Here is an 18,306-nt window from a genome sequence, read left to right as displayed (position 1 = left end):
GACTTCCTGACCAGAAATCTACGTCTGTCGATCTCCGTCCTGAAGTGACGATCCACGGCAGCGCTCTTGATCGGCCGGGGATTCTCCTGGTATTCATCACGGATGACCGCGTATTCCCCGGACGCCACCGACTGGCGCATCCTCGACGTCCTCCAACGCGAGGGCCGGTCCAGCTTCGCCGAGCTGGCACGGGCCGTCTCCATGTCCGCGAGCGCGGTCACCGAGCGGGTGCGCCGCCTGGAGGAGGCGGGCGTCATACAGGGGTACGCGGCTGTCGTCGACCCCGAGAGCCTGGGACTGCCGATCCTGGCGTTCGTCCGGCTCAGGTATCCGAACGGCAACTACAAGCCGTTCCACGACCTCGTCGAGGTCACGCCCGAGATCCTGGAGGCGCACCATGTCACGGGCGACGACTGCTTCGTCATCAAGGTCGCCGCGCGCTCGATGGGCCACCTGGAGACGGTGTCCGGCAAGATCGGCACGCTGGGCTCGGTGACGACGAGCGTCGTCTACTCCTCACCGCTGCCGCGCCGCCCGCTGGGCCACTGAGACCGCCCCGAGACCGCGGCGGGCGGGCGGGCCGCCCCGGACCGTTCCGGTTCGGGCGCCGGCACCCGAACCCCCAAGCCCCCGGGGACATGGTTCAGTCCTCGGCGCCCCGCTGCCGCACGACCGACCCCGTTCTCCCCTTCACGACCTCCAGCTGGGCGTGGATGCGCCGCCGCAGGTCGGCGACGTGGCTGACGATGCCGACGCTGCGGTCGCGTTCGCGCAGCGAGTCGAGGACGTCGAGCACCTCGTCGAGGGTCTGGTCGTCGAGGCTGCCGAAGCCCTCGTCGATGAAGAGCGTGTCGAGCCGCACCCCACCGGCCTCGTCGGTGACCACGTCCGCGAGGCCGAGGGCCAGGGCGAGGGAGGCGAAGAAGGTCTCACCCCCGGAGAGGGTCGCGGTGTCGCGCTCCCGTCCGGTCCATGCGTCCACGACGTGCAGTCCGAGACCACTGCGTCCGCGGCCCGCCCGGCCGTCGGAGTGCACCAGGGTGTAGCGCCCCGAGGACATCCGCTGGAGGCGCACGGTCGCGGCGGCGGCGACCTGCTCCAGACGGGCGGCGAGGACGTACGACTCCAGGCGCATCTTGCGTTCGTTGTCCGCCGACGTGCCGGCCGCCAGACCGGCGAGCCGGGCCACACGGTCGTACTCCCCGCGCAGCGGGGCGAGCCGGTGAACTCCTCTGGTCGCACGGGTGGAGAGCGCGTCCAGCTCCGCGCAGCGCCGGGCCGCCGCGTCCTGCGCGGACGCGGTGTCCCGCAGGCGCCGGGCGGCGGACTCGGCCGTCTGCTCGGCGGCCCGCAGATCGACGGGCGGGCGCCGTGCCGCGGCTGTGGTGTCGGCCTCCGTGAGCACGGCGCGCACCGCTGACTCCTCCAACTGCCAGGCGTCGAGCTGTCGTTGGAGGTCGCGGTGGGCCGCGTCGTCGAGCAGCGCGGCGGCCGCGGCCTGCGGAGTCTCGAACCCGGCGCGGAAGGCCGCGTCGGCGAGACGCGCGTCGGCTTCCTTGAGGCGCCGCGTGATGTCCTCGGCCGTGCGCACGCGGTCCGCGGCCTCGGTGAGCAGCGCGACCTGTCGCTCCAGCTGCGTGGCCCGCTCGGACACACTCCCGGCAGTGCCCCGCGCCTGCTCCAACTGCCCTTCCAGCGAGGCCCTTTCGCGGTCGAGAGAATCCCGGAGCGAGGCCCGCGAGGCGACCCGGCGGGCGGCCTCCTGCTGGGAGGCCAGCCGTCGCTCGTGTTCCCGCTCGGCCTGCTCGCGGGCCTCGCGCGCGGCATGCAGCCCGGAGGCCACGGCGCGGGCCTCGGTGTGCAGCCGTTCCAACTCATCCGCCTCTTGGGCGAGTTGCCGCGTCGGCGTGTCATTCGCCTCGGCGGTCGCGGCGGCCAGCGCCTCGCGTACGACACCGAGCCGGCGCTCGGCCTCGGCGCGCTCCTCGTCGGCGTGCCGGTAGGCGGCGAGGGCCCGCTCCTCCGTCTCGCGGTCGACGTGACCGGCGATCTTCCGGGCGGGCGCGGGGTGTTCGGTGGCACCGCACACGGCGCAGGACTCGCCGTCGACCAGCCCGGCGGCGAGTTCGGCTGCGATGCCCTGGAGGCGCTGTTCCTTCAGCTCGAGCCAGTGGGCGTGTGCCTCCGTGGCGTGCTCGCGCGCGACGAGGCTCCGCGCGTGGGCGTTCTCGGTGTCCTGGGCCAACTCGTCGCGCAGACGGGCCGCGGCGAGCCGCTTGAACGCCGGTTCGCGCCGGACGGCGAGCTGTTCGGCACGCGCCGCGGCCTCCTGCGCGGAGTCGATCCGCGCCTCGACGCCCGCGCGGGTGTCCTCCCAGCCGGCCAGCCAGCTCTCAGTGTCCTGGAGGATGTCCTCGTCTGCGCGCTCCTGGCGGTCCAAGGAGGCACGCTCCGTGCCGAGTTCGCCGAGGCGCCGCTCCGCGCGGCGCGCCGACTCCAGGCCGCCCACTTCTTCGGCGGCCTTGCGTGCGGCGGCTGCGAGACCGGGCGCTCCGGCGCCGGTGAATGCCTCGGGCACGGCGGCACGCGCGCGTGTCTCCTCGGCGGCCGCTCGCCGGTGCTCCGCCTCGACGGAATCGCGCAGGTCGAGTGCGGGGGCCACGGCCTCGGCCTTGCGCGCTCGCTCCATTCGCGTCCGGTCGTCCCGGTGGGCGTCGGCGCGCTCCTCCAGACGCGCGGCGCGCTCCTGTGCCTCGGCGAACCGGCGCTGCAACCGGTCCACTTCGCGTACGTCGTCGAGCGCGCGGTCTGCCGCGGCCTGCGCCGATTCGGCGGCCCTGCGAGCACAGTGGGCGATGGTCAGCCCCTCGCGGGCGGCGCTGCGGGCCACCGCGGCCCAGGAGAGCACCGACTCGGCGAGGCCCGGATCGCCGGGCGCGAGGTCGGGCAGCGGCTCCTCGACGGTGGGCCCGGCCTCCTGGTGCATCCGGTGCGCGTCGGCCAGCAACGCGGCGTCACCGGCACGCACTTCGGCCTCGGCGGCGCGCCGGCGTTCCGCGAGGCGCTTTTCGACCTCGGCGAAGCGGTGGGTGTCGAAGAGCCGGCCGAGCAGCTTGCCGCGGGCCTCGGCGTCGGCCCGCAGGAAGCGCGCGAAGTCTCCCTGGGGCAGCAGCACGACCTGGCAGAACTGCTCGCGGCTCATGCCGAGCAGCTGGGTGATCTCCTCGCCGATCTCCTGGTGGGAGCGGCTGAGGTCCTTCCAGGAGCCGGCTGAGGAGTCGTACTCGCGCAGCCAGCTCTGCGCCTTCTCGGTCGTGGTGCCCGTGCCGCGCTTCTTGGCGCGCTCCCACGGCGGCTGCCGGGTGACTTCCAACCGGCGTCCGGCGACGGTGAGTTCGAGGCGGATCTCGGTGCGGGTCGCGGGTGCCGCGTGGTCGCTGCGCAGACCGAGGCCCTGACCGCTCTGCCGGGCGCCCGGAACCGCTCCGTACAGCGCGTAGCAGACGGCGTCGAGGATGGAGGTCTTGCCCGCGCCCGTCGGTCCGTGCAGCAGGAACAGCCCGGCGGCGGACAGCTCGTCGAAGTCGACCTGCTGGGAGCCGCCGAACGGGCCGAAGGCGGTGATGTCCAGGCGGTGCAGCCTCATCGGTTTCCCTCGGTCTCCGGGCGGGCGGCCCCCTGGATGTACGGCGGACGTGATGTCACCGGGCGGTCTCCCGTACGGTCTCGTCGGCGCGGACGGCGTCGAACGCGTCCCGGAGCACGGCCTGTTCGTGGGTGTCGGGGCCCGCTCCGCGCACATGGGCCACGAAGTCCTCGGCGATCTGCTCTTCGGTGCGGCCCGCGAGCCGGCGGGCGTACGAGACGTCCGGGGCCTGCGGAGAGCGTTCGGGGTCGAAGACGAGGCTCAGCGTGTGCGGGAAGCGGTCGGCCAGCCGCGCCATGGGGTCGGCGGGCCGCACCGGGTCGGTGAGGGTCGCCTCGACCCAGGCGCCCGTGTGGCGGTCCAGCTCCGGGTCGGCGAGCAGGTCTTCCAGGTGTCCGCGGAGGCGGACGAGCGGGCGGGGCACGGGGCAGTCGATCCGCTCCGTGGTCAGGGAGCCGTCGGGGCCGAGGTCCACGAGCCACATGCTCTTGCGGTGACCGGCCTCCGAGAAGGAGTACGGCAGTGGGGAGCCCGAGTAGCGCACACGCTCGGCGATGGTCTGGCTGCCGTGCAGGTGGCCGAGTGCGGTGTAGTCGACGCCGTCGAAGACTCCGGCGGGCACGGAGGCCACGCCTCCGACGGTGATGTCCCGCTCGCTGTCGCTCACCTCGCCGCCGGTCACGAAGGCGTGGGCGAGGACGACGGAGCGGGTGCCCGGCGCGCGGGTGGCGAGGTCGGCTCGGACCCTGTCCATGGCGGCGGCCAGCACGGCTTCGTGGGCCGCCTTCTCCACCCCGAACTCGTCCTTCACCAGAGCGGGTTCGAGATAGGGCAGGCCGTAGAAGGCCACATCGCCGTGCGCGTCGGTCAGTACCACGGGGGTGCCGCACGCCGCCGGGTCGGTCCGCAGATGGACGCCCGCCCGCCCGATGAGTCCGGCGCCGACGCCCAGCCGGCGCGCCGAGTCGTGGTTACCGGAGATCATCACGGTGGGCACGCCGAGGTCGGCCAGCCGGTGCAGGGCGTCGTCGAAGAGCTGGACCGCGGCCAGGGGCGGGACGGCACGGTCGTACACGTCTCCCGAGACGACCACCGCGTCCACCTCGCGCTCACGCGCGGTCGTGACGAGATGGCCGACGAAGTCGGACTGGGCGCCGAGCATGTTCACCCGGTGGAACGCCCGGCCCAGATGCCAGTCGGAAGTGTGCAGGAGCCTCATGATCCCCGAAGGGTAACGGCCGGGTCTGACATCACGGGCGGTTACTCCCGTATCGGCCCGCCATGACCGTCACAAGAATTCACCCATCGGTAATGGATTGCCCTGATTTGTCATGCTTCGCCGTAGGCCTCTCCGCCCAGCTCGAAATCGGCCGTCCCAGCGGTCGCGTCGGCCAACCACGCCCGGAAGGCCTCCACATCGGCGTCCGGCAGCCCGATCTCGATGGTGACCGCCTCGCCGTAACGCACATCACGCACCTCGCGACCGGTGGACCGCAGATCGTTCTGCACCTTGCCGGCCCGCTGGTGGTCGACGGTCACCGTGGCCAGCCGGAACCGACGTCGGGTGATCGTGCCGAGCGCGTCCAGAGCCTCGCCCACTGAGCCGCCGTACGCCCTGATCAGTCCGCCGGCGCCCAGCTTGACCCCGCCGTAGTAGCGGGTGACGACGGCGACCACATACCGCATGTCGCGGCGCAGCAGCATCTGGAGCATGGGGACGCCCGCGGTGCCGCCCGGTTCGCCGTCGTCGCTCGCCTTCTGCACGGCGGCGTCAGCGCCGATGACGTACGCGAAGCAGTTGTGCGTGGCGTCCGCGTGCTCCTTCCTGACGGTGGCGATGAAGTCCTGGGCCTCCCGCTCAGTGGCGGCCGGGGCGAGGGCGCACAGGAAACGGGAGCGGTTGATCTCGGTCTCGTGCACGCCCGAGTGGGCCACTGTGCGGTACTCGTCCTGCATCACGCCAGCGTATGCGCTGCGCACACACATGCCCGACGGGCCAGGCCCGGGACGTGCCCAGACCCACGATCATGCGCCACATGGGCGCGTGGCCGACGCGGCCGGCGCGGGACGATGCCCGGGGACCACGATCATGCGCCGCCCGCCCGCACACGTGCCCGACGGGCCAAGCCCGGGACGGCGTCCGGGCCCGTGATCACGCACCGCCTGCGTGGAAACCGACGGGCCGGAACCGGAAGGAAGGCCGGGCCCACGATCTTGCACGCCCGCACACGTGCCCACGAACCAAGACCCGGGCGACGCCCGAAGCCCGTGGCCAAGCACCGCACGCGCCAGGCCGACGGGCACGCGGACCAGGGCCACCCCGTCACGTTCACACGCGCCGCACGCGCGCGTGGCCGACGGCGGGCGGCGGGCAAGGCGCGGCGGACAGCGCGCGCTCGCTCCCGCGAGGGGTGCGGGTCACGTCTTGTCCTCGCTCGGCCACCGGCGCGCAACCTCGCCCTTGGTGACGGGACAAGCGGGCGTTACCCGCGAGACGCTCCACCCTGCCGCATCCGGCCCGGACCGTCGGCGCCGGGCGTACGTCGGCCGAGATTCAATCCTTCTTGCCCCTCGGCACGACGAGGTCCGTCAACAGCGCGTCGCCGGGCCCGAGTTCGTGCCAGCCGCTGCCGTGCCAGACCAGGACCGCGACGGCCGAGGTCGGGAACTTCGTCCGGACCTGGTCCAGCGTGTCGTCGAGGCCGTCCCCGGCCAGTTCGAGGACCAGCTCCTCAAGTCCCGGGTTGTGCCCGATCAGCAGCAAGGTCCGTACGTGTTCCGGGACTTCCCGCACGGCTTTCAGCAACTCCGGTACGTCGGCCGCGTACAGCCGCTCATCGAGCCGTACGGGCGGCGGGGTGCCCCATTGCTCCGCCGCCAACTCCCAGGTCTCCCTGGCGCGTACGGCGGTCGAACACAGCACGAGCTCCGGCAGGAGATCGGCTCCCGCCATGGCGCGTCCGGCGGCGGGGGCGTCGCGACGGCCGCGTGTCGCGAGCGGGCGTTCATGGTCGGGCACTCCGACGGGCCAGGCGGACTTGGCGTGGCGCAGGACGACCAGTCTTCGCCTCGGGCCCGCGGCGGCGCGCTCGTTCACAGCGACGCCCCGATCTCACGGGTGAGTTCGAGGCCGAGCAGGCGGTCGGCAAAGGCGTACGACTCGAAGCGGGCCCCCTCCGCGACGTCCGACGTCTCCACCCACCGCAGCACATCCAGCACGGCAAGCACGTCCAGGTCGTCCTCCCAGGCGGCGCGCAACCGCAGGCGTACGTCCTCGGGTACCGGCTTGGAGGGTCGGGTGGCCCATCCGGCGACGGCGGCGCGCCAGCGCTTGAGCGTGCCCTCGGCCTCCGCCAGTGCGTCCGCGTCGAGACGCAGCGGCAGGTCCCGGCGCCGCGCCAGCAGAGCAAGACGCAACACGGTGGGATCCCCGGGAGCGGGAGCGGGACCGCGCCCGGTGTCGACGGGTGCCACCTCGACGCGCGGCCCGTCCGTCGCGGCGGCCTCCAGAACGAGGACGTCGATGGTCCGCGTCGCCGCCGGTCCCGGCTCCGTCTCGCGGTGAACCTCGAACGGCCGGATTCCGAGTTCGGCGGCGCGCGCCCGAAGTCCCGCCTCACCCCAAGAGGCTGCCGGATCCGATGGGTTCGATGTGTCCGATGGGTCCGATGGGGCTGTTCGGTCCGCGGGATCTGCACGGTCCAGAGTGTCTGCCGGGTCCGGCGCCGAAGTCAGCGTCGCCCAGACGGGGTTGCCGCCGATTTCCAGGGCGCGCACCAGGACGTCGGCGACCAGGAGCACCCGCAGACCCGTGATGTCGAACCCGGGCAGGTGCGCGTGGACGCGGACCAGGCCGCGGCGGGCGAGGGCTGCGTCGATGGGTTCGCCCGTGCGGGCGTCGAGGATACGGAGCACGAGGTGAGCCTAGGCGGACGTACGGCCGGGTGTGGGGAGGTGGGGGCCGTTCCGGACATGCGCCCGCGCTTCGCGGTGCCTGTCCGAGTCTCCGGGGGCCACGCGCCCGGCAGGTGAACCCCGGCACCGGGCACGGGGCTCCCACCGGCTTCCGCAAGCCATCACGCGGCGTTCACGGCCGCGCCACGCGATGGGCCACCGAGGCCTGAATGAGTGGTTCCGCTCAGTGAGTCACTCGGAGGCACCGGAGGGCTGCCGCATGACCGGGACCGAATCCACGTCCGCCATCGGCCGTCGTCGTCTTCTGCTCGCCTCGGGGGCCGCCGTCGCGGCCGGCGCAGCGGGCACGGCGGGGGCACTGTTGCCACGCCAGCGGCACCGCGCGTCCGAACCGCGCCCCGCCCGAGCCGCACGCCCAGCCGCACCGCGCGCCGGGGTCACCACGCTGGAGACGACCGCCTGTCTCGGCGGCCCCGCCCGTCCCGGCAGCTACCGACGGCTGCTCTCCGGCCCCGGCTGGCCGACCGTCGTACGCGAGGAACTGGCCGCCGCCCGCTCCGGGCGCGAGGACCGGCGTACTCCGCTCGCCTGCTTCGTCCAGTTCACCGATCTGCACCTGGCCGACGTGCAGAACCCGCTGCGCACCGAGTTTCTGCGGGCACGGTCGGCGACCGCGTGGCGGCCGCAGGAAGCACTGACGGTCGCTGGCGCGGTGGCCCTCGTGGAGCAGGTGAACGCGCTCCGCGCGGGTCCGCACACCGGGCTGCCGCCGGCGTTCGTGATGACGACGGGCGACAACCTCGACAACAACGCGGCGATCGAGCTGGAGTGGTTCCTGACGCTGATGAGCGGCGGCCGCATCACGCCGAACTCCGGTGACCCGACCGCGTACGAAGGCGTCCAGAACTCCGGTCTGCCCCTCTTCTGGCACCCGGGAGAGGCGACCGTACGCGATCTGGACAAACGGCGCGGCCTGCCGTTGATCCCCGGCTTCCTCGCCGCCGCGACCCGGCCGGTGACCAGCCCGGGCTGCGAATCCCCTGGTACTCCACGGCCGGCAACCACGACGCCCTGCCCGGCGGCTGCCTCTCGCCCGAGCTCGGCGACATCGCCGTCGGCTCCCGCAAGCTCCTTTCGGTGCCGGACGCGGACGCCGGCGCCTATGCCGACGCGCTGCGGACCGGGGACGACCCCAAGAGCGCGGTCCTCACCGCCATCCTGCGCCGGCACGCGCCAGGGGCCAGGCACGTGACCCCCGACGAGCGGCGCCGGCTGTGCACGCCGCACGACTACCTGGCCGCCCATCTCGACCCCGCGTACACGGGTGCGGGCCCGGTCGGACACGGCTACTCGCCGGACCATCTGGACGGCGACCGTTTGTACTACTCCTTCCGGATCGCGGAGAACGTCGTCGGCGTCAGCATCGACACGACGTACCGCAGCGGCCACTACGAAGGCTCGCTGGGCACCGAACAACTCCGCTGGCTGGAGCGGACCCTGAGCGCGCACAGTTCACGGTCCTACGACAACGACGGCCGCCTCGTGCGCGATCCCGGCGCCGACGACGCCCACATCCTGGTGTTCAGCCACCACCACAGTCCGAGCATGACCCGGCGCCCCGACGCCGCGCGCACCGACGAACCGCGTCACGACGGAGCCGAGGTCATCGCCCTGCTCTCCCGCTTCCCGAACGTGGTGGCCTGGGTCAACGGCCACAGCCACGTCAACCGCGTCACCCCGCACGCGCACCCGACACCCGCCCGCTCCTTCTGGGAGGTCAACACCGCCTCCCACGTGGACTATCCGCACCACGCCCGCCTGCTCGAACTTGCCGACAACGCCGACGGGACGGTGTCCCTGTTCACCACCCTCGTCGAGTCCGCCGCCCCGCACCGCACCTCCGCCGACTTCTCCGACCTGTCGGCGACCGGTCTCGCCTCGCTGTACCGGGAGCTGGCCTACAACGCTCCCGGGCTTGCCGAGGGCATGCTGGCCGGCGTCCAGGAGGGGTGGGCGGGCGGTCCGGGCGACCGCAACGCCGAGCTGCTGGGCATCACCGCGTAGCGGGTCCGGTCGCCGCGGCCGGGGCACCGGACAGCGGAGCGACGGCCGGGCCGGGGTGCGTGAACAGCGCGACCTTGACAATCCGGTTCCGCTGCCTGAAGGCTGACCGACCAGTCGGTTTGAGGGAGTGGATCGTGGACCAGCTGAGCATCTCCACCGCCGCGGGCGTGTTCGACGCCATCGCGGCAGGTCCGCCCGAGGGCCGCCCGGTCCTGCTGCTGCACGGTTTCCCCCAGACCGGGCTGGCGTGGCAACGGCAGATCACGGCGTTGGCCGCGCGGGGCTACCGCGTGGTGGCACCCGACCAGCGTGGTTACTCCCCTCGGGTGCGCCCGGAGCGGCCCGAGGACTACCGCATCGGCATCCTGGTCGACGACGTCGTCGCGATCACGGAGGCACTGGGCTGGTCGACGTTCGACCTGGTCGGTCACGACTGGGGAGGCGCGGTGGCATGGTGGACCGCCGCCGCCCATCCCGGCCGCGTCCGCACCCTGTCGGTCGTCTCGACCCCGCACCCCGGCGCTCTCGCCGACGCTCTGCGCACCGACGAGGACCAGCGCGCGCGATCCCACTACATGCGCGACTGGCGCGAGACACCCGCCACCGAGGATCGCATGCTGGCCGACGCCGCCCAGTTGCTTCGCGCGCTCTACGCGGGAAAGGTGCCGCAGGCCAGTGCCGACGCCTACGTCCGGCACCTGTCCCGGCCCGGCGCCCTCACCGCGGCACTGAACTGGTACCGGTCCGGCCGCCCCGACGGCGCGATCGGCGTCATCGAGGTCCCCACCCTGTACGCCTGGAGCACGGAGGACACAGCGTTCGGCGCGGCTCCCGCGCAGGACACCGGGCGGTGGGTGAACGGGCCGTACCGCTTCGAGATCCTCCCGGGCGTCAGCCACTGGATCCCCGAGGAGGCACCCGAGACGCTGAACCGTCTGCTGCTCGAGCACCTGCGGGCACACGGGAAGCACGGCGACACAGCGAACACCTCCCCCGGCGACGCGCCGGACCGCGCGGCGGAGCAGGCATTCGGCCAGTGACGACCGCCCTTCGTCGTCGACGGCGGCCGAGTCGACGGAGACCGAGTCGCGGCGGCCGAGAGGAATCACCGCGCTCCGCCCACTGTTGTTGCGCGTGACAGGCACTGACTGATTCCCATGGAGGCCGAGCGTGTACGGCGACTCAGAGACGATCCGCAAGATCCTCACCGAGCGGGGTGACACCTGGGCGATCGTCGGACTCTCGTCGAACCAGCGCCGCGCGGCCTACCGAGTCGCCGACGTCCTTCAGCGCTACGGCAAGCGGATCGTGCCCGTGCACCCCAAGGCCGAGACCGTCCACGGCGAGCAGGGGTACGCCTCCCTCGCGGACATCCCCTTCGACGTCGATGTCGTCGACGTCTTCGTCAACAGCGACCTCGCCGGGCAGGTCGCGGACGAGGCCGTCGCCGTCGGCGCCAAGGCCGTCTGGTTCCAGCTCGACGTCATCGACGAGGCCGCGTACGAGCGGACGCGCGCCGCCGGGCTCGACATGGTGATGGACCGCTGCCCGGCCATCGAGATCCCGCGACTCGGCTGAAGCGACTCGTCTCCGCCGCCCGGGCTTCCAAGCGGCCAGGCCTTCGGCTGCGGGCTGCGGGCTGCGGGCTGCGGGCTGCGGGCTGCGCCAACCGACCGGGCCCGGCGGCCCGGCTCAAGAGGGGCCCGGACACGGGCTGTTGACGCCGTGCGGCCTGTACGGGTTTCCTGCTCCGGTGTCCATCCTTCGCATCGAAGCGCCTGACGACGAGGCCCGCCTCGCGGACTGGCGACACGTCCACAACGTGATCGTGCCACCCGCGGCCATGTCGCTCGACGACGTGCGCGAGCGCGTCCGGCGCAACCATCTGGAGGTCGCCTATCTCGGCGACGTCCTGGTGGGCTGCACGACCGTGCGTCCGCCGACCGACGACAGCGCGACGGCGACCGTGATAGCGCGGGTGCTCGCCGAACACCGCGGCCAGGGCTTCGGCGAGGAGCTGTACGCACGCGGTCTGGAGCAGGCACGCGCGTTGGGCGCCGCGGTGATCGAGACGGTCGTCCTGGCGGCCAACGAGGACGGACTGCGCTTCGCCGGGCGACACGGCTTCGTGGAGATCGAGCGCTACGTCCTCCCGGGCGAGACCGCGGAATACATCGACCTGAGACTGAGCTGAACGCCGAGGGAACCCCGGCGAGATGCCCGAAGCGTCAAGCCCTCGAACCGTCCCCCCGATCGTTTTCCGGGCCGTCCCCCCGGACATCCTCCTGGCCGTCCCCCGAGTGGTCCTCCCGGTCGTCCACCCGGTCGAGGAAGCCCGCGACGGTCTCACGGAAGGCCTCGGGGGCGTCGAGCCACGGGAAATGGCCACAGCCCGGCAGGACGGCCAGTTCGGCCCGGGGGAACAGGTCCGCGACGGTGGCGGCGACACGTGGCAGCGGGCCGCTGTCCAGCTCGCCCGCGACGAGCAGCACGCGGGCGTCCCAGTCGGCCGCGACCGCGCGGGCCGCGGCGGGCCGGAAGGCGCCGGGGGCGGCGTAGCGATCGGCGGCCTCCTCGTTGGTCTGCTCGACCTCGGTCGCGGCATGCTCCCGGGCCGTCGCGTCCCAACGGCCGTAGAAGAACGGGGTGGCCGCGTCCAGGTCGGCATCGGTCGCCGTCCCGGCCCAGATCCGCCCGTAAGCCTCGTGCGCGCTCTCGAACCACGGTTCCGCCGTGCGCCGCGCCGCACCCTCCGCACGGTGCTCCGCGGTGAAGTCGACGCCGAGGGCCCGCGCCCGTCCGGTGACCAGGGTGAGGGTGCGGACGCGCAGCGGATGGCGGACGGCGTAGAGGAGCGCGAGGTCGCCGCCCGCCGAGTGGGCGAGCAGATCGACCCGGTCGAGTCCGAGGTGCGTGCGGAACGCCTCGACGTCGTCGACCTGCCGGTCGCAGCGATGCGTCGCCGGGTCGGCCGGGAGCGCCGAGTCGCCGGTCCCCCGTAGATCGAGCACGCACAGCCGGCGGTGCCGCGTCAGTCCGCCGAGGTCTCCGAGGTAGGCGGAGGCGCGCATCGGTCCGCCCGGCAGACAGAGCAGGGGTTCGCCCTCGCCCCTTGCGTGATGGGCGAGTCGGGTTCCGTCGGGGGCGGCGAAGGTCGGCATGATCGACATCGTCATCCGTACGGCACCGCGCGAGCAAGTGGTTTGACGGATCATCAAGTGACGTCCGTCGTACGAAGGTTGCCCGTTACGCCAGTCAGCGAGTGTTCAGCTCGACTCGGGCACGCGTCGCCTTCTTCTCCGGTTCTCCCGCCGTACGCCTCCGATTGCTTCCATCGAGAGATGGACCACATCACGTTCCTCGTGGCGGTCGTCATCGTCACGGCTCTGGCCTTCGATTTCACGAACGGATTCCACGACACGGCGAACGCGATGGCCACGTCCATCGCGACCGGGTCCCTCAAACCGCGAACAGCGGTCCTCATCAGCGGTGTTCTGAACGTGGGCGGTGCGTTCCTGTCCACCGAGGTCGCCAAGACGATCTCCGGCGGGATCGTCGACGACACGCTGGTCACTCCGGGCATGATCTTCGCGGGCCTGGTCGGGGCGATTCCGTGGAACCTCCTGACCTGGCTGCTCGGACTTCCCTCCAGTTCTTCGCACGCCCTGTTCGGCGGACTCATCGGCGCGGTGTGGGTCGGCGCCGGTGAGCAGGGCGTGCATTTCGACAAGGTGGCCGAGAAGATCCTGATCCCGGCGGTGGCCTCGCCGATCGTGGCGGGTGTCGCCGCACTGCTGGCCACCTACCTCGCGTACCGGATCACTGCCCGCGCCCGCGAGAAGTCGGTGACCAGGGGCTTCCGGCTCGGACAGATCGCCTCGGCCTCACTGGTGTCACTGGCGCACGGCACGAACGACGCGCAGAAGACGATGGGCGTCATCACGTGACGCTGATCTCGGCGGGCGCGCTCGGCCATGACGCCGGTCCCCCGGTGTGGGTCATCGCGTCGGCGGGGCTCGCCATCGGCCTCGGCACCTACCTGGGCGGCTGGCCGCACTCGGCGAGGTCGCCGCGGTGAGCGTCGGGGTCACCGTGGCAGCGGTCGTCGTCTTCGCCCTCGGCATGCTGGGCCTCGCGCGCGTCGAGGCCGCGCGGGACGACGGCACCGGCGGCGACACCCTGGGGTTCGCCCAGGCCACGCTCTGCTTCCTCGGCTGCGCGGCCGTGGTGGCGTACGGCTTCCATCTGATCGTTCCGCAATTCCATTGAAACGGCGGAGATAGACCCAAAGACGGAGAATCGGAGCACGGGAAAAGGAGGGCCGGATGACGGAACTACTGGCAGGTATGCGGGTGGACTACTCCGACCACGACGACCCCGTACTGATCCGGCCGGACGGCAGCCCGGTGGACACCTGGCGGGAGAACTACCCGTACGAGCAGCGCATGGAGCGCAAGGAGTACGAGTGGCACAAGCGGCTCCAGCAGATCGAGCTGCTGAAGCTGCAGAGCTGGATCAAGGTGACCGGGCGTCGGCTCGTCATCGTCTTCGAGGGGCGCGACGCGGCCGGCAAGGGCGGCACGATCAAGCGGTTCACCGAGCATCTCAACCCGCGCGGTGCCCGTGTGGTGGCGCTGGAGAAGCCGACCGAGCGGGAGTGCGGACAGTGGTACTTCCAGCGGTACGCGGAGCATCTGCCGACCGCGGGCGAGATCGTGATGTTCGACCGGTCCTGGTACAACCGCGCGGGTGTGGAGCGGGTGATGGGCTTCTGCACGGACGACGAGTACCGGCGTTTCATGCGGCAGGCGCCCGCGTTCGAGCGGATGCTCGTCGACGACGGCGTGGACCTGATCAAGTTCTGGTTCTCGGTCTCCCAGAGTGAGCAGCGCACCCGCTTCACGATCCGTCAGGTCGACCCGGTACGGCAGTGGAAACTGAGCCCCATGGACCTGGCCTCGCTGGACCTCTGGGACGACTACACGGCGGCAAAGGTCGCCATGTTCCGCGAGACGGACACCGAGCAGGCGCCCTGGACGGTGGTGAAGAGCAACGACAAGAAGCGGGCCCGCGTCGAGGCCATGCGCAGCGTCCTGGCCCGCTTCTCCTACGCCGACAAGGACGATGAGGTCGTCGGCAGCCCCGACCCGAGCATCGTGGGCGCGGCGGCGAACCTGCTGGAAGAGGGCGAGGAGAGCGAGTACGACGCGGCGCCCACGGGCCACCGCGTGGCCGCGGGCTCACAGCGCCGCCCGCGGCACTGACTCGACCCCAAGTCACGCCGGGTGCACGCGGACTCGACCGCACGTCACCCCAGGGACACACGGGCTCGACCGCGTGTCACCCCAGGTGGCGCGGGCTCGCCCGCACATCGGCTCCAGCACACGCCCGAGCCCCGCACAGTGGCCTCAGTCGTGCGCCGGCCGGTCGGACAGCCGGTGGTCGGCCAGGCTCAGCGCCTCGTCGACCACCCGGCGCAGATGACCGTCCCCGAGCGAGTAGATCACCCTGCGCCCTTCCTTCCTCGTGTTCACGAGCCCGGCGAGACGGAGCCGGGCCAGGTGCTGACTGACGGCCGGACGGGCCGCCCCGCACACCTCGGTCAGCGTCGTGACATCAGCCTCGCCGCCGGTCAGGGCATGCAGCAGCGCGAGGCGGGTGCGATCGCCGAGGAGGGCGAGGAGTTCGGCGGCGAGCGCGAACTGTTCCTCGCCGGGGGTGCGCGGGTGCGCATCGTGCGCAGTTGATAGGTGCATGCGTGCGCTCATACGCACATAATGGCTTCGTGGACACCCGCGCGTCCACTCCCGCACGGAAGGGGACGTACGTGAACGACCGGCACGACCACGATCACGGCCATCACCACGAGGACGCCGACGCCGACGGCAATCGCAACGGCAACGGCAATCATGGTTCCGAGGACGCCCACGGGCGGGGCCACAGCCACGAAATCGGGCACGCGCACGGGCACGAGGGAGCCGACGGGCCGGGTCAGAGGCACGAAGACGGCCATGGGCAGGACCGTGGGCACGAGGACGCCAACGGCCCGGGACAACACAGTCACGAAACCGGGCACGCGCACGGCCACGGCCACACTCAAGCGCACCCTCACGGCCACTCCCCCGGTCGGCCGCACCCTCACCCCCGTTCCCGTCCTCGGGGGCACAGTCATCCGCGCGGCCTCGGGAGCCGGCTGCGCCATCTCCTCACCCCCCACTCCCACGAAACGGCCGACAAGCTCGACTCCGCGCTGGAATCGTCGGCCCGGGGCATGCGGGCGCTGTGGGTCTCCCTGGCGGTCCTCGGCACAACGGCCCTGGCGCAGGCGGCCGTTGTCGTGCTGTCGGGGTCGGTCGCGCTGCTCGGCGACACCGTGCACAACGCGGCCGACGCGCTGACGGCCCTGCCGCTCGGGGTCGCCTTCGTGCTGGGCCGCCGCGCGGCGACCCGGCGCTTCACCTACGGCTACGGGCGGGCGGAGGACCTCGCGGGCATCGTGATCGTGCTGACGATCGCCGCGTCCGCCGCCTTCGCGGCCTGGGCGGCGGTCGGCCGGCTGCTCGATCCGCAGCCTGTGCGACACCTCCCCGCGGTCGCGGTCGCCGCGCTCATCGGCTTCGCCGGCAACGAGTGGGTCGCCCGGCACCGCATCCGGGTAGGGCGTGAGATCGGCTCCGCCGCGCTGGTCGCGGACGGACTCCACGCCCGTACCGACGGATTCACCTCACTCGCGGTGCTGGTGGGCGCGGGAGGCGCGGCCCTCGGATGGCAACTCGCCGACCCGCTGGTGGGGTTGGCGATCACTGCCGCGATCATGCTGGTGCTGCGCGATGCCGCCCGGGAGGTCTTCCGGCGCGTGATGGACGCCGTGGAACCGGAGTTGGTCGACCGCGCCGAGCGCGCGCTGCGGGAGGTCGCGGGGGTGCGCGACGTGGGCGAACTGCGGATGCGCTGGATCGGGCACCGGCTGCGCGCGGAGGTGGCGGTCGTGGTGGACGGCGAGGCGACCGTGCGCCGGGCCCACGACATCGCGGTGGAGGCCGAGCACGCCCTGCTGCACGCCGTCCCGAAGCTGACCGCCGCCCTGGTCCACGCCGATCCGGCACCGGCACCCGGCGAGGCGGATCCGCATCGGACGCTCGCGCATCACGCCGCCGCCTGAACAGGCCACCGACACCCGGCAGGAACGAATCCCCATCGGACACCGGCCCGTCGACGAGAACGGATCCCTTCGAGGGCGGATCCCGTCGAGGGCAGACGGTTCACGACCGGCGTGAACCGTCAGGCGACGCCCAGACCCTCCATCACCACCGCGTTCGGCAGTTCCGCCAACGCCTTGCCCGGCACGAGGAGTTTGCCGCGCCGGCGGCCACTGCCCACGAGCACGTACGGCAGCTCGACGACGGCCGAGTCCACCAACACCGGCCAGCCGTCCGGGAGTCCGACGGGTGTGATGCCGCCGTACTCCATGCCGGTCTCGTCGGTCGCGGTGACCATCGGGGCGAACGAGGCCTTCCGGGCGCCCAGTTGACGTCGTACGGCACCGTTGACGTCGACGCGCGTGGTGGACAGGACGAGGCACGCGGCGAGCGTGGTCCGGCCGCCGCGCTTGGCCGCGACGACCACGCAGTTCGCGGACCGGTCGAGCAGCTCCTCGCCGTAGTGCTCGACGAAGGTGGCGGTGTCGGCCCACTCGGGGTTCGTGTCGACGTAGACGATCTGCTCGACGGGGGTGCCGCCGCGCCAGACGCGCACGGCGTCGGCGACGGGGCGGGAAAGTTCGTCCAGGCAGTCGGGGGCGGGGACGGCGTGGTCGAAGTGTCCGATGGGTGCGCGCATGACGGCACGCTAACAGCCGTGCGGACCCACCCGCCGGGAGCCTTCCACGCACGGCGGAATCGACCCGCCGAAGGCCGTCGGCACACGATTCCGGACCGGCCGGCCGGGGGCTTCGGTGCACGAATCGGAACGGGTCCGCCAGGGACTCCAGTACACGAATCGGGACCGGCCCGCCAAGGACTTCAGTGCATGAGCGGGACCGACCCGCCAAGGACTTCAGTGCACGAGTCGGACCGGCCCGCCAAGGACTTCAGTGCACGAGCGGGACCGACACGGCCATGACCATCTCGACCGGGACCTCGCCCTTGTTGGCGTACGTGTGGGGGGTGTTGGCCTCGAACGACGCGCTCGCCCCCTCGGGGACGAGGTGCTCGACGCCGTCGACGGTGAGGGTCATGTCGCCCGCGATGACGTGCACGAGTTCGACGGTGCCGGTCGGATGCGGGTCGGAGGGGCTGCCTTCGCCGGGCATGAGCCGCCAGTCCCACATCTCCAGCGGGCCGGGCGCCTCGGTGCCGGCCAACAGCCGGTTGTAGCTGCCCGCTTCGGTGTGCCACAGCCGTACGGCCTGGTCGGCGGGGACGATCCGGACCTTGGGCCCCTGCTCGTAGTCGAGGAGGCTGGTGATGCTGACGCCGAGCGCGTCGCCGATCTTGACGACGGTACCCAGGCTGGGATTGGTCCTGGCCTGCTCGATCTGGATGAGCATGCCGCGACTGACGCCGGCGCGAGCCGCGAGCGCCTCCAGAGTGAAGCCGCGCTCGGAGCGCCAGCGCTTCACATTGCGTGCCAGGGATTGAGTCAGCAGGTCGAGATCCGACACATTCCGTCCAATATTTTGA

General features: G+C 72.1%; 17 protein-coding genes and 2 pseudogenes. 9 read left to right on the top strand and 10 right to left on the bottom strand.

Annotated features, from left to right (window positions below):
- Positions 1–102: 102 nt before the first annotated feature.
- On the top strand, positions 103–549 hold the full coding sequence (locus ACZ4N5_RS18170) for an Lrp/AsnC family transcriptional regulator (RefSeq protein ID WP_261704188.1): 447 nt from the start codon (positions 103–105) through the stop codon (positions 547–549).
- A 94-nt stretch (positions 550–643) separates the two neighbouring features.
- On the opposite strand, the gene ACZ4N5_RS18165 is transcribed toward ACZ4N5_RS18170, so the two are convergent.
- The 5 genes from ACZ4N5_RS18165 to ACZ4N5_RS18145 form a co-directional block, all read right to left on the bottom strand.
- Positions 644–3,646, bottom strand: coding sequence for an AAA family ATPase (locus tag ACZ4N5_RS18165; protein ID WP_467758064.1), 3,003 nt, complete (start codon positions 3,644–3,646; stop codon positions 644–646).
- A 55-nt stretch (positions 3,647–3,701) separates the two neighbouring features.
- Entirely contained in the window at positions 3,702–4,865 is a 1,164-nt protein-coding gene (locus tag ACZ4N5_RS18160; RefSeq protein ID WP_467758063.1) for an exonuclease SbcCD subunit D, read from the bottom strand.
- A 110-nt stretch (positions 4,866–4,975) separates the two neighbouring features.
- Entirely contained in the window at positions 4,976–5,602 is a 627-nt protein-coding gene (locus tag ACZ4N5_RS18155; protein WP_467758062.1) for a YigZ family protein, read from the bottom strand.
- Between the two features lie 598 nt (positions 5,603–6,200).
- Positions 6,201–6,743 carry a SixA phosphatase family protein gene (locus tag ACZ4N5_RS18150; protein ID WP_467758061.1) on the bottom strand — a complete coding sequence of 181 codons (543 nt, stop codon included), beginning with the start codon at positions 6,741–6,743 and terminating at the stop codon, positions 6,201–6,203.
- The gene (locus ACZ4N5_RS18145; RefSeq protein WP_467758060.1) at positions 6,740–7,561 is read right to left on the bottom strand and encodes a hypothetical protein; all 822 of its coding nucleotides are present in this window, start codon (positions 7,559–7,561) and stop codon (positions 6,740–6,742) included. Before ACZ4N5_RS18145 ends, ACZ4N5_RS18150 begins: the two co-directional genes overlap by 4 nt.
- A gap of 259 nt (positions 7,562–7,820) precedes the next feature.
- Here ACZ4N5_RS18145 and ACZ4N5_RS18140 point away from each other — a divergent pair.
- The 4 genes and pseudogenes from ACZ4N5_RS18140 (at position 7,821) to ACZ4N5_RS18125 (ending at position 11,819) form a co-directional block, all read left to right on the top strand.
- A pseudogene (locus ACZ4N5_RS18140) lies at positions 7,821–9,625 on the top strand (TIGR03767 family metallophosphoesterase).
- A 134-nt stretch (positions 9,626–9,759) separates the two neighbouring features.
- The gene (locus tag ACZ4N5_RS18135; RefSeq protein WP_467758059.1) at positions 9,760–10,665 is read left to right on the top strand and encodes an alpha/beta fold hydrolase; all 906 of its coding nucleotides are present in this window, start codon (positions 9,760–9,762) and stop codon (positions 10,663–10,665) included.
- Between the two features lie 130 nt (positions 10,666–10,795).
- Positions 10,796–11,203, top strand: a complete 408-nt coding sequence (locus tag ACZ4N5_RS18130; protein ID WP_467758058.1) for a CoA-binding protein — start codon at positions 10,796–10,798, stop codon at positions 11,201–11,203.
- Between the two features lie 175 nt (positions 11,204–11,378).
- Entirely contained in the window at positions 11,379–11,819 is a 441-nt protein-coding gene (locus ACZ4N5_RS18125; RefSeq protein ID WP_467758057.1) for a GNAT family N-acetyltransferase, read from the top strand.
- 34 nt (positions 11,820–11,853) lie between these two features.
- On the opposite strand, the gene ACZ4N5_RS18120 is transcribed toward ACZ4N5_RS18125, so the two are convergent.
- The gene (locus ACZ4N5_RS18120) at positions 11,854–12,786 is read right to left on the bottom strand and encodes an alpha/beta fold hydrolase (RefSeq protein WP_467758056.1); all 933 of its coding nucleotides are present in this window, start codon (positions 12,784–12,786) and stop codon (positions 11,854–11,856) included.
- A 180-nt stretch (positions 12,787–12,966) separates the two neighbouring features.
- Between ACZ4N5_RS18120 and ACZ4N5_RS18115 the strand changes: the two are divergent.
- The 3 genes and pseudogenes from ACZ4N5_RS18115 to ppk2 all read left to right on the top strand — a co-directional run.
- Positions 12,967–13,676: pseudogene (locus ACZ4N5_RS18115) on the top strand (inorganic phosphate transporter); the annotation flags it as partial.
- 23 nt (positions 13,677–13,699) lie between these two features.
- On the top strand, positions 13,700–13,894 hold the full coding sequence (locus ACZ4N5_RS18110; RefSeq protein WP_467758055.1) for a hypothetical protein: 195 nt from the start codon (positions 13,700–13,702) through the stop codon (positions 13,892–13,894).
- A 56-nt stretch (positions 13,895–13,950) separates the two neighbouring features.
- Positions 13,951–14,889, top strand: a complete 939-nt coding sequence (gene ppk2, locus ACZ4N5_RS18105; RefSeq protein WP_467758054.1) for a polyphosphate kinase 2 — start codon at positions 13,951–13,953, stop codon at positions 14,887–14,889.
- A gap of 144 nt (positions 14,890–15,033) precedes the next feature.
- Here the strand turns inward: ppk2 and ACZ4N5_RS18100 are convergent, their stop codons facing one another.
- Together ACZ4N5_RS18100 and ACZ4N5_RS18095 are read right to left on the bottom strand one after the other, a co-directional pair.
- A complete protein-coding gene (locus tag ACZ4N5_RS18100) occupies positions 15,034–15,393 on the bottom strand; it encodes an ArsR/SmtB family transcription factor (protein WP_467758053.1) in 360 nt (119 codons plus the stop codon).
- Positions 15,390–15,638, bottom strand: coding sequence for a hypothetical protein (locus ACZ4N5_RS18095; RefSeq protein WP_467758285.1), 249 nt, complete (start codon positions 15,636–15,638; stop codon positions 15,390–15,392). The genes ACZ4N5_RS18100 and ACZ4N5_RS18095 overlap by 4 nt, the downstream gene beginning before the upstream one ends.
- Between ACZ4N5_RS18095 and ACZ4N5_RS18090 the strand changes: the two genes are divergently transcribed.
- Positions 15,576–16,787: a cation diffusion facilitator family transporter gene (locus ACZ4N5_RS18090; protein WP_467758270.1), complete on the top strand. Its 1,212-nt coding sequence runs from the start codon at positions 15,576–15,578 to the stop codon at positions 16,785–16,787. The two genes, ACZ4N5_RS18095 and ACZ4N5_RS18090, sit on opposite strands and share 63 nt — an antisense overlap.
- A 119-nt stretch (positions 16,788–16,906) precedes the next feature.
- Here ACZ4N5_RS18090 and ACZ4N5_RS18085 read toward each other — a convergent pair whose 3' ends face one another.
- Both ACZ4N5_RS18085 and ACZ4N5_RS18080 read right to left on the bottom strand, forming a co-directional pair.
- Positions 16,907–17,464: a YbaK/EbsC family protein gene (locus ACZ4N5_RS18085; protein WP_467758052.1), complete on the bottom strand. Its 558-nt coding sequence runs from the start codon at positions 17,462–17,464 to the stop codon at positions 16,907–16,909.
- Positions 17,465–17,714: 250 nt separating this feature from the next.
- Positions 17,715–18,287 carry a helix-turn-helix domain-containing protein gene (locus ACZ4N5_RS18080; RefSeq protein WP_467758051.1) on the bottom strand — a complete coding sequence of 191 codons (573 nt, stop codon included), beginning with the start codon at positions 18,285–18,287 and terminating at the stop codon, positions 17,715–17,717.
- Between the last annotated feature and the right edge of the window lie 19 nt (positions 18,288–18,306).

The organism is Streptomyces sp. NPDC026500 (genome assembly GCF_055567635.1).
Note: the sequence above shows the minus strand (reverse complement) of the source record. Positions and strands in the feature narration are given on the sequence as shown.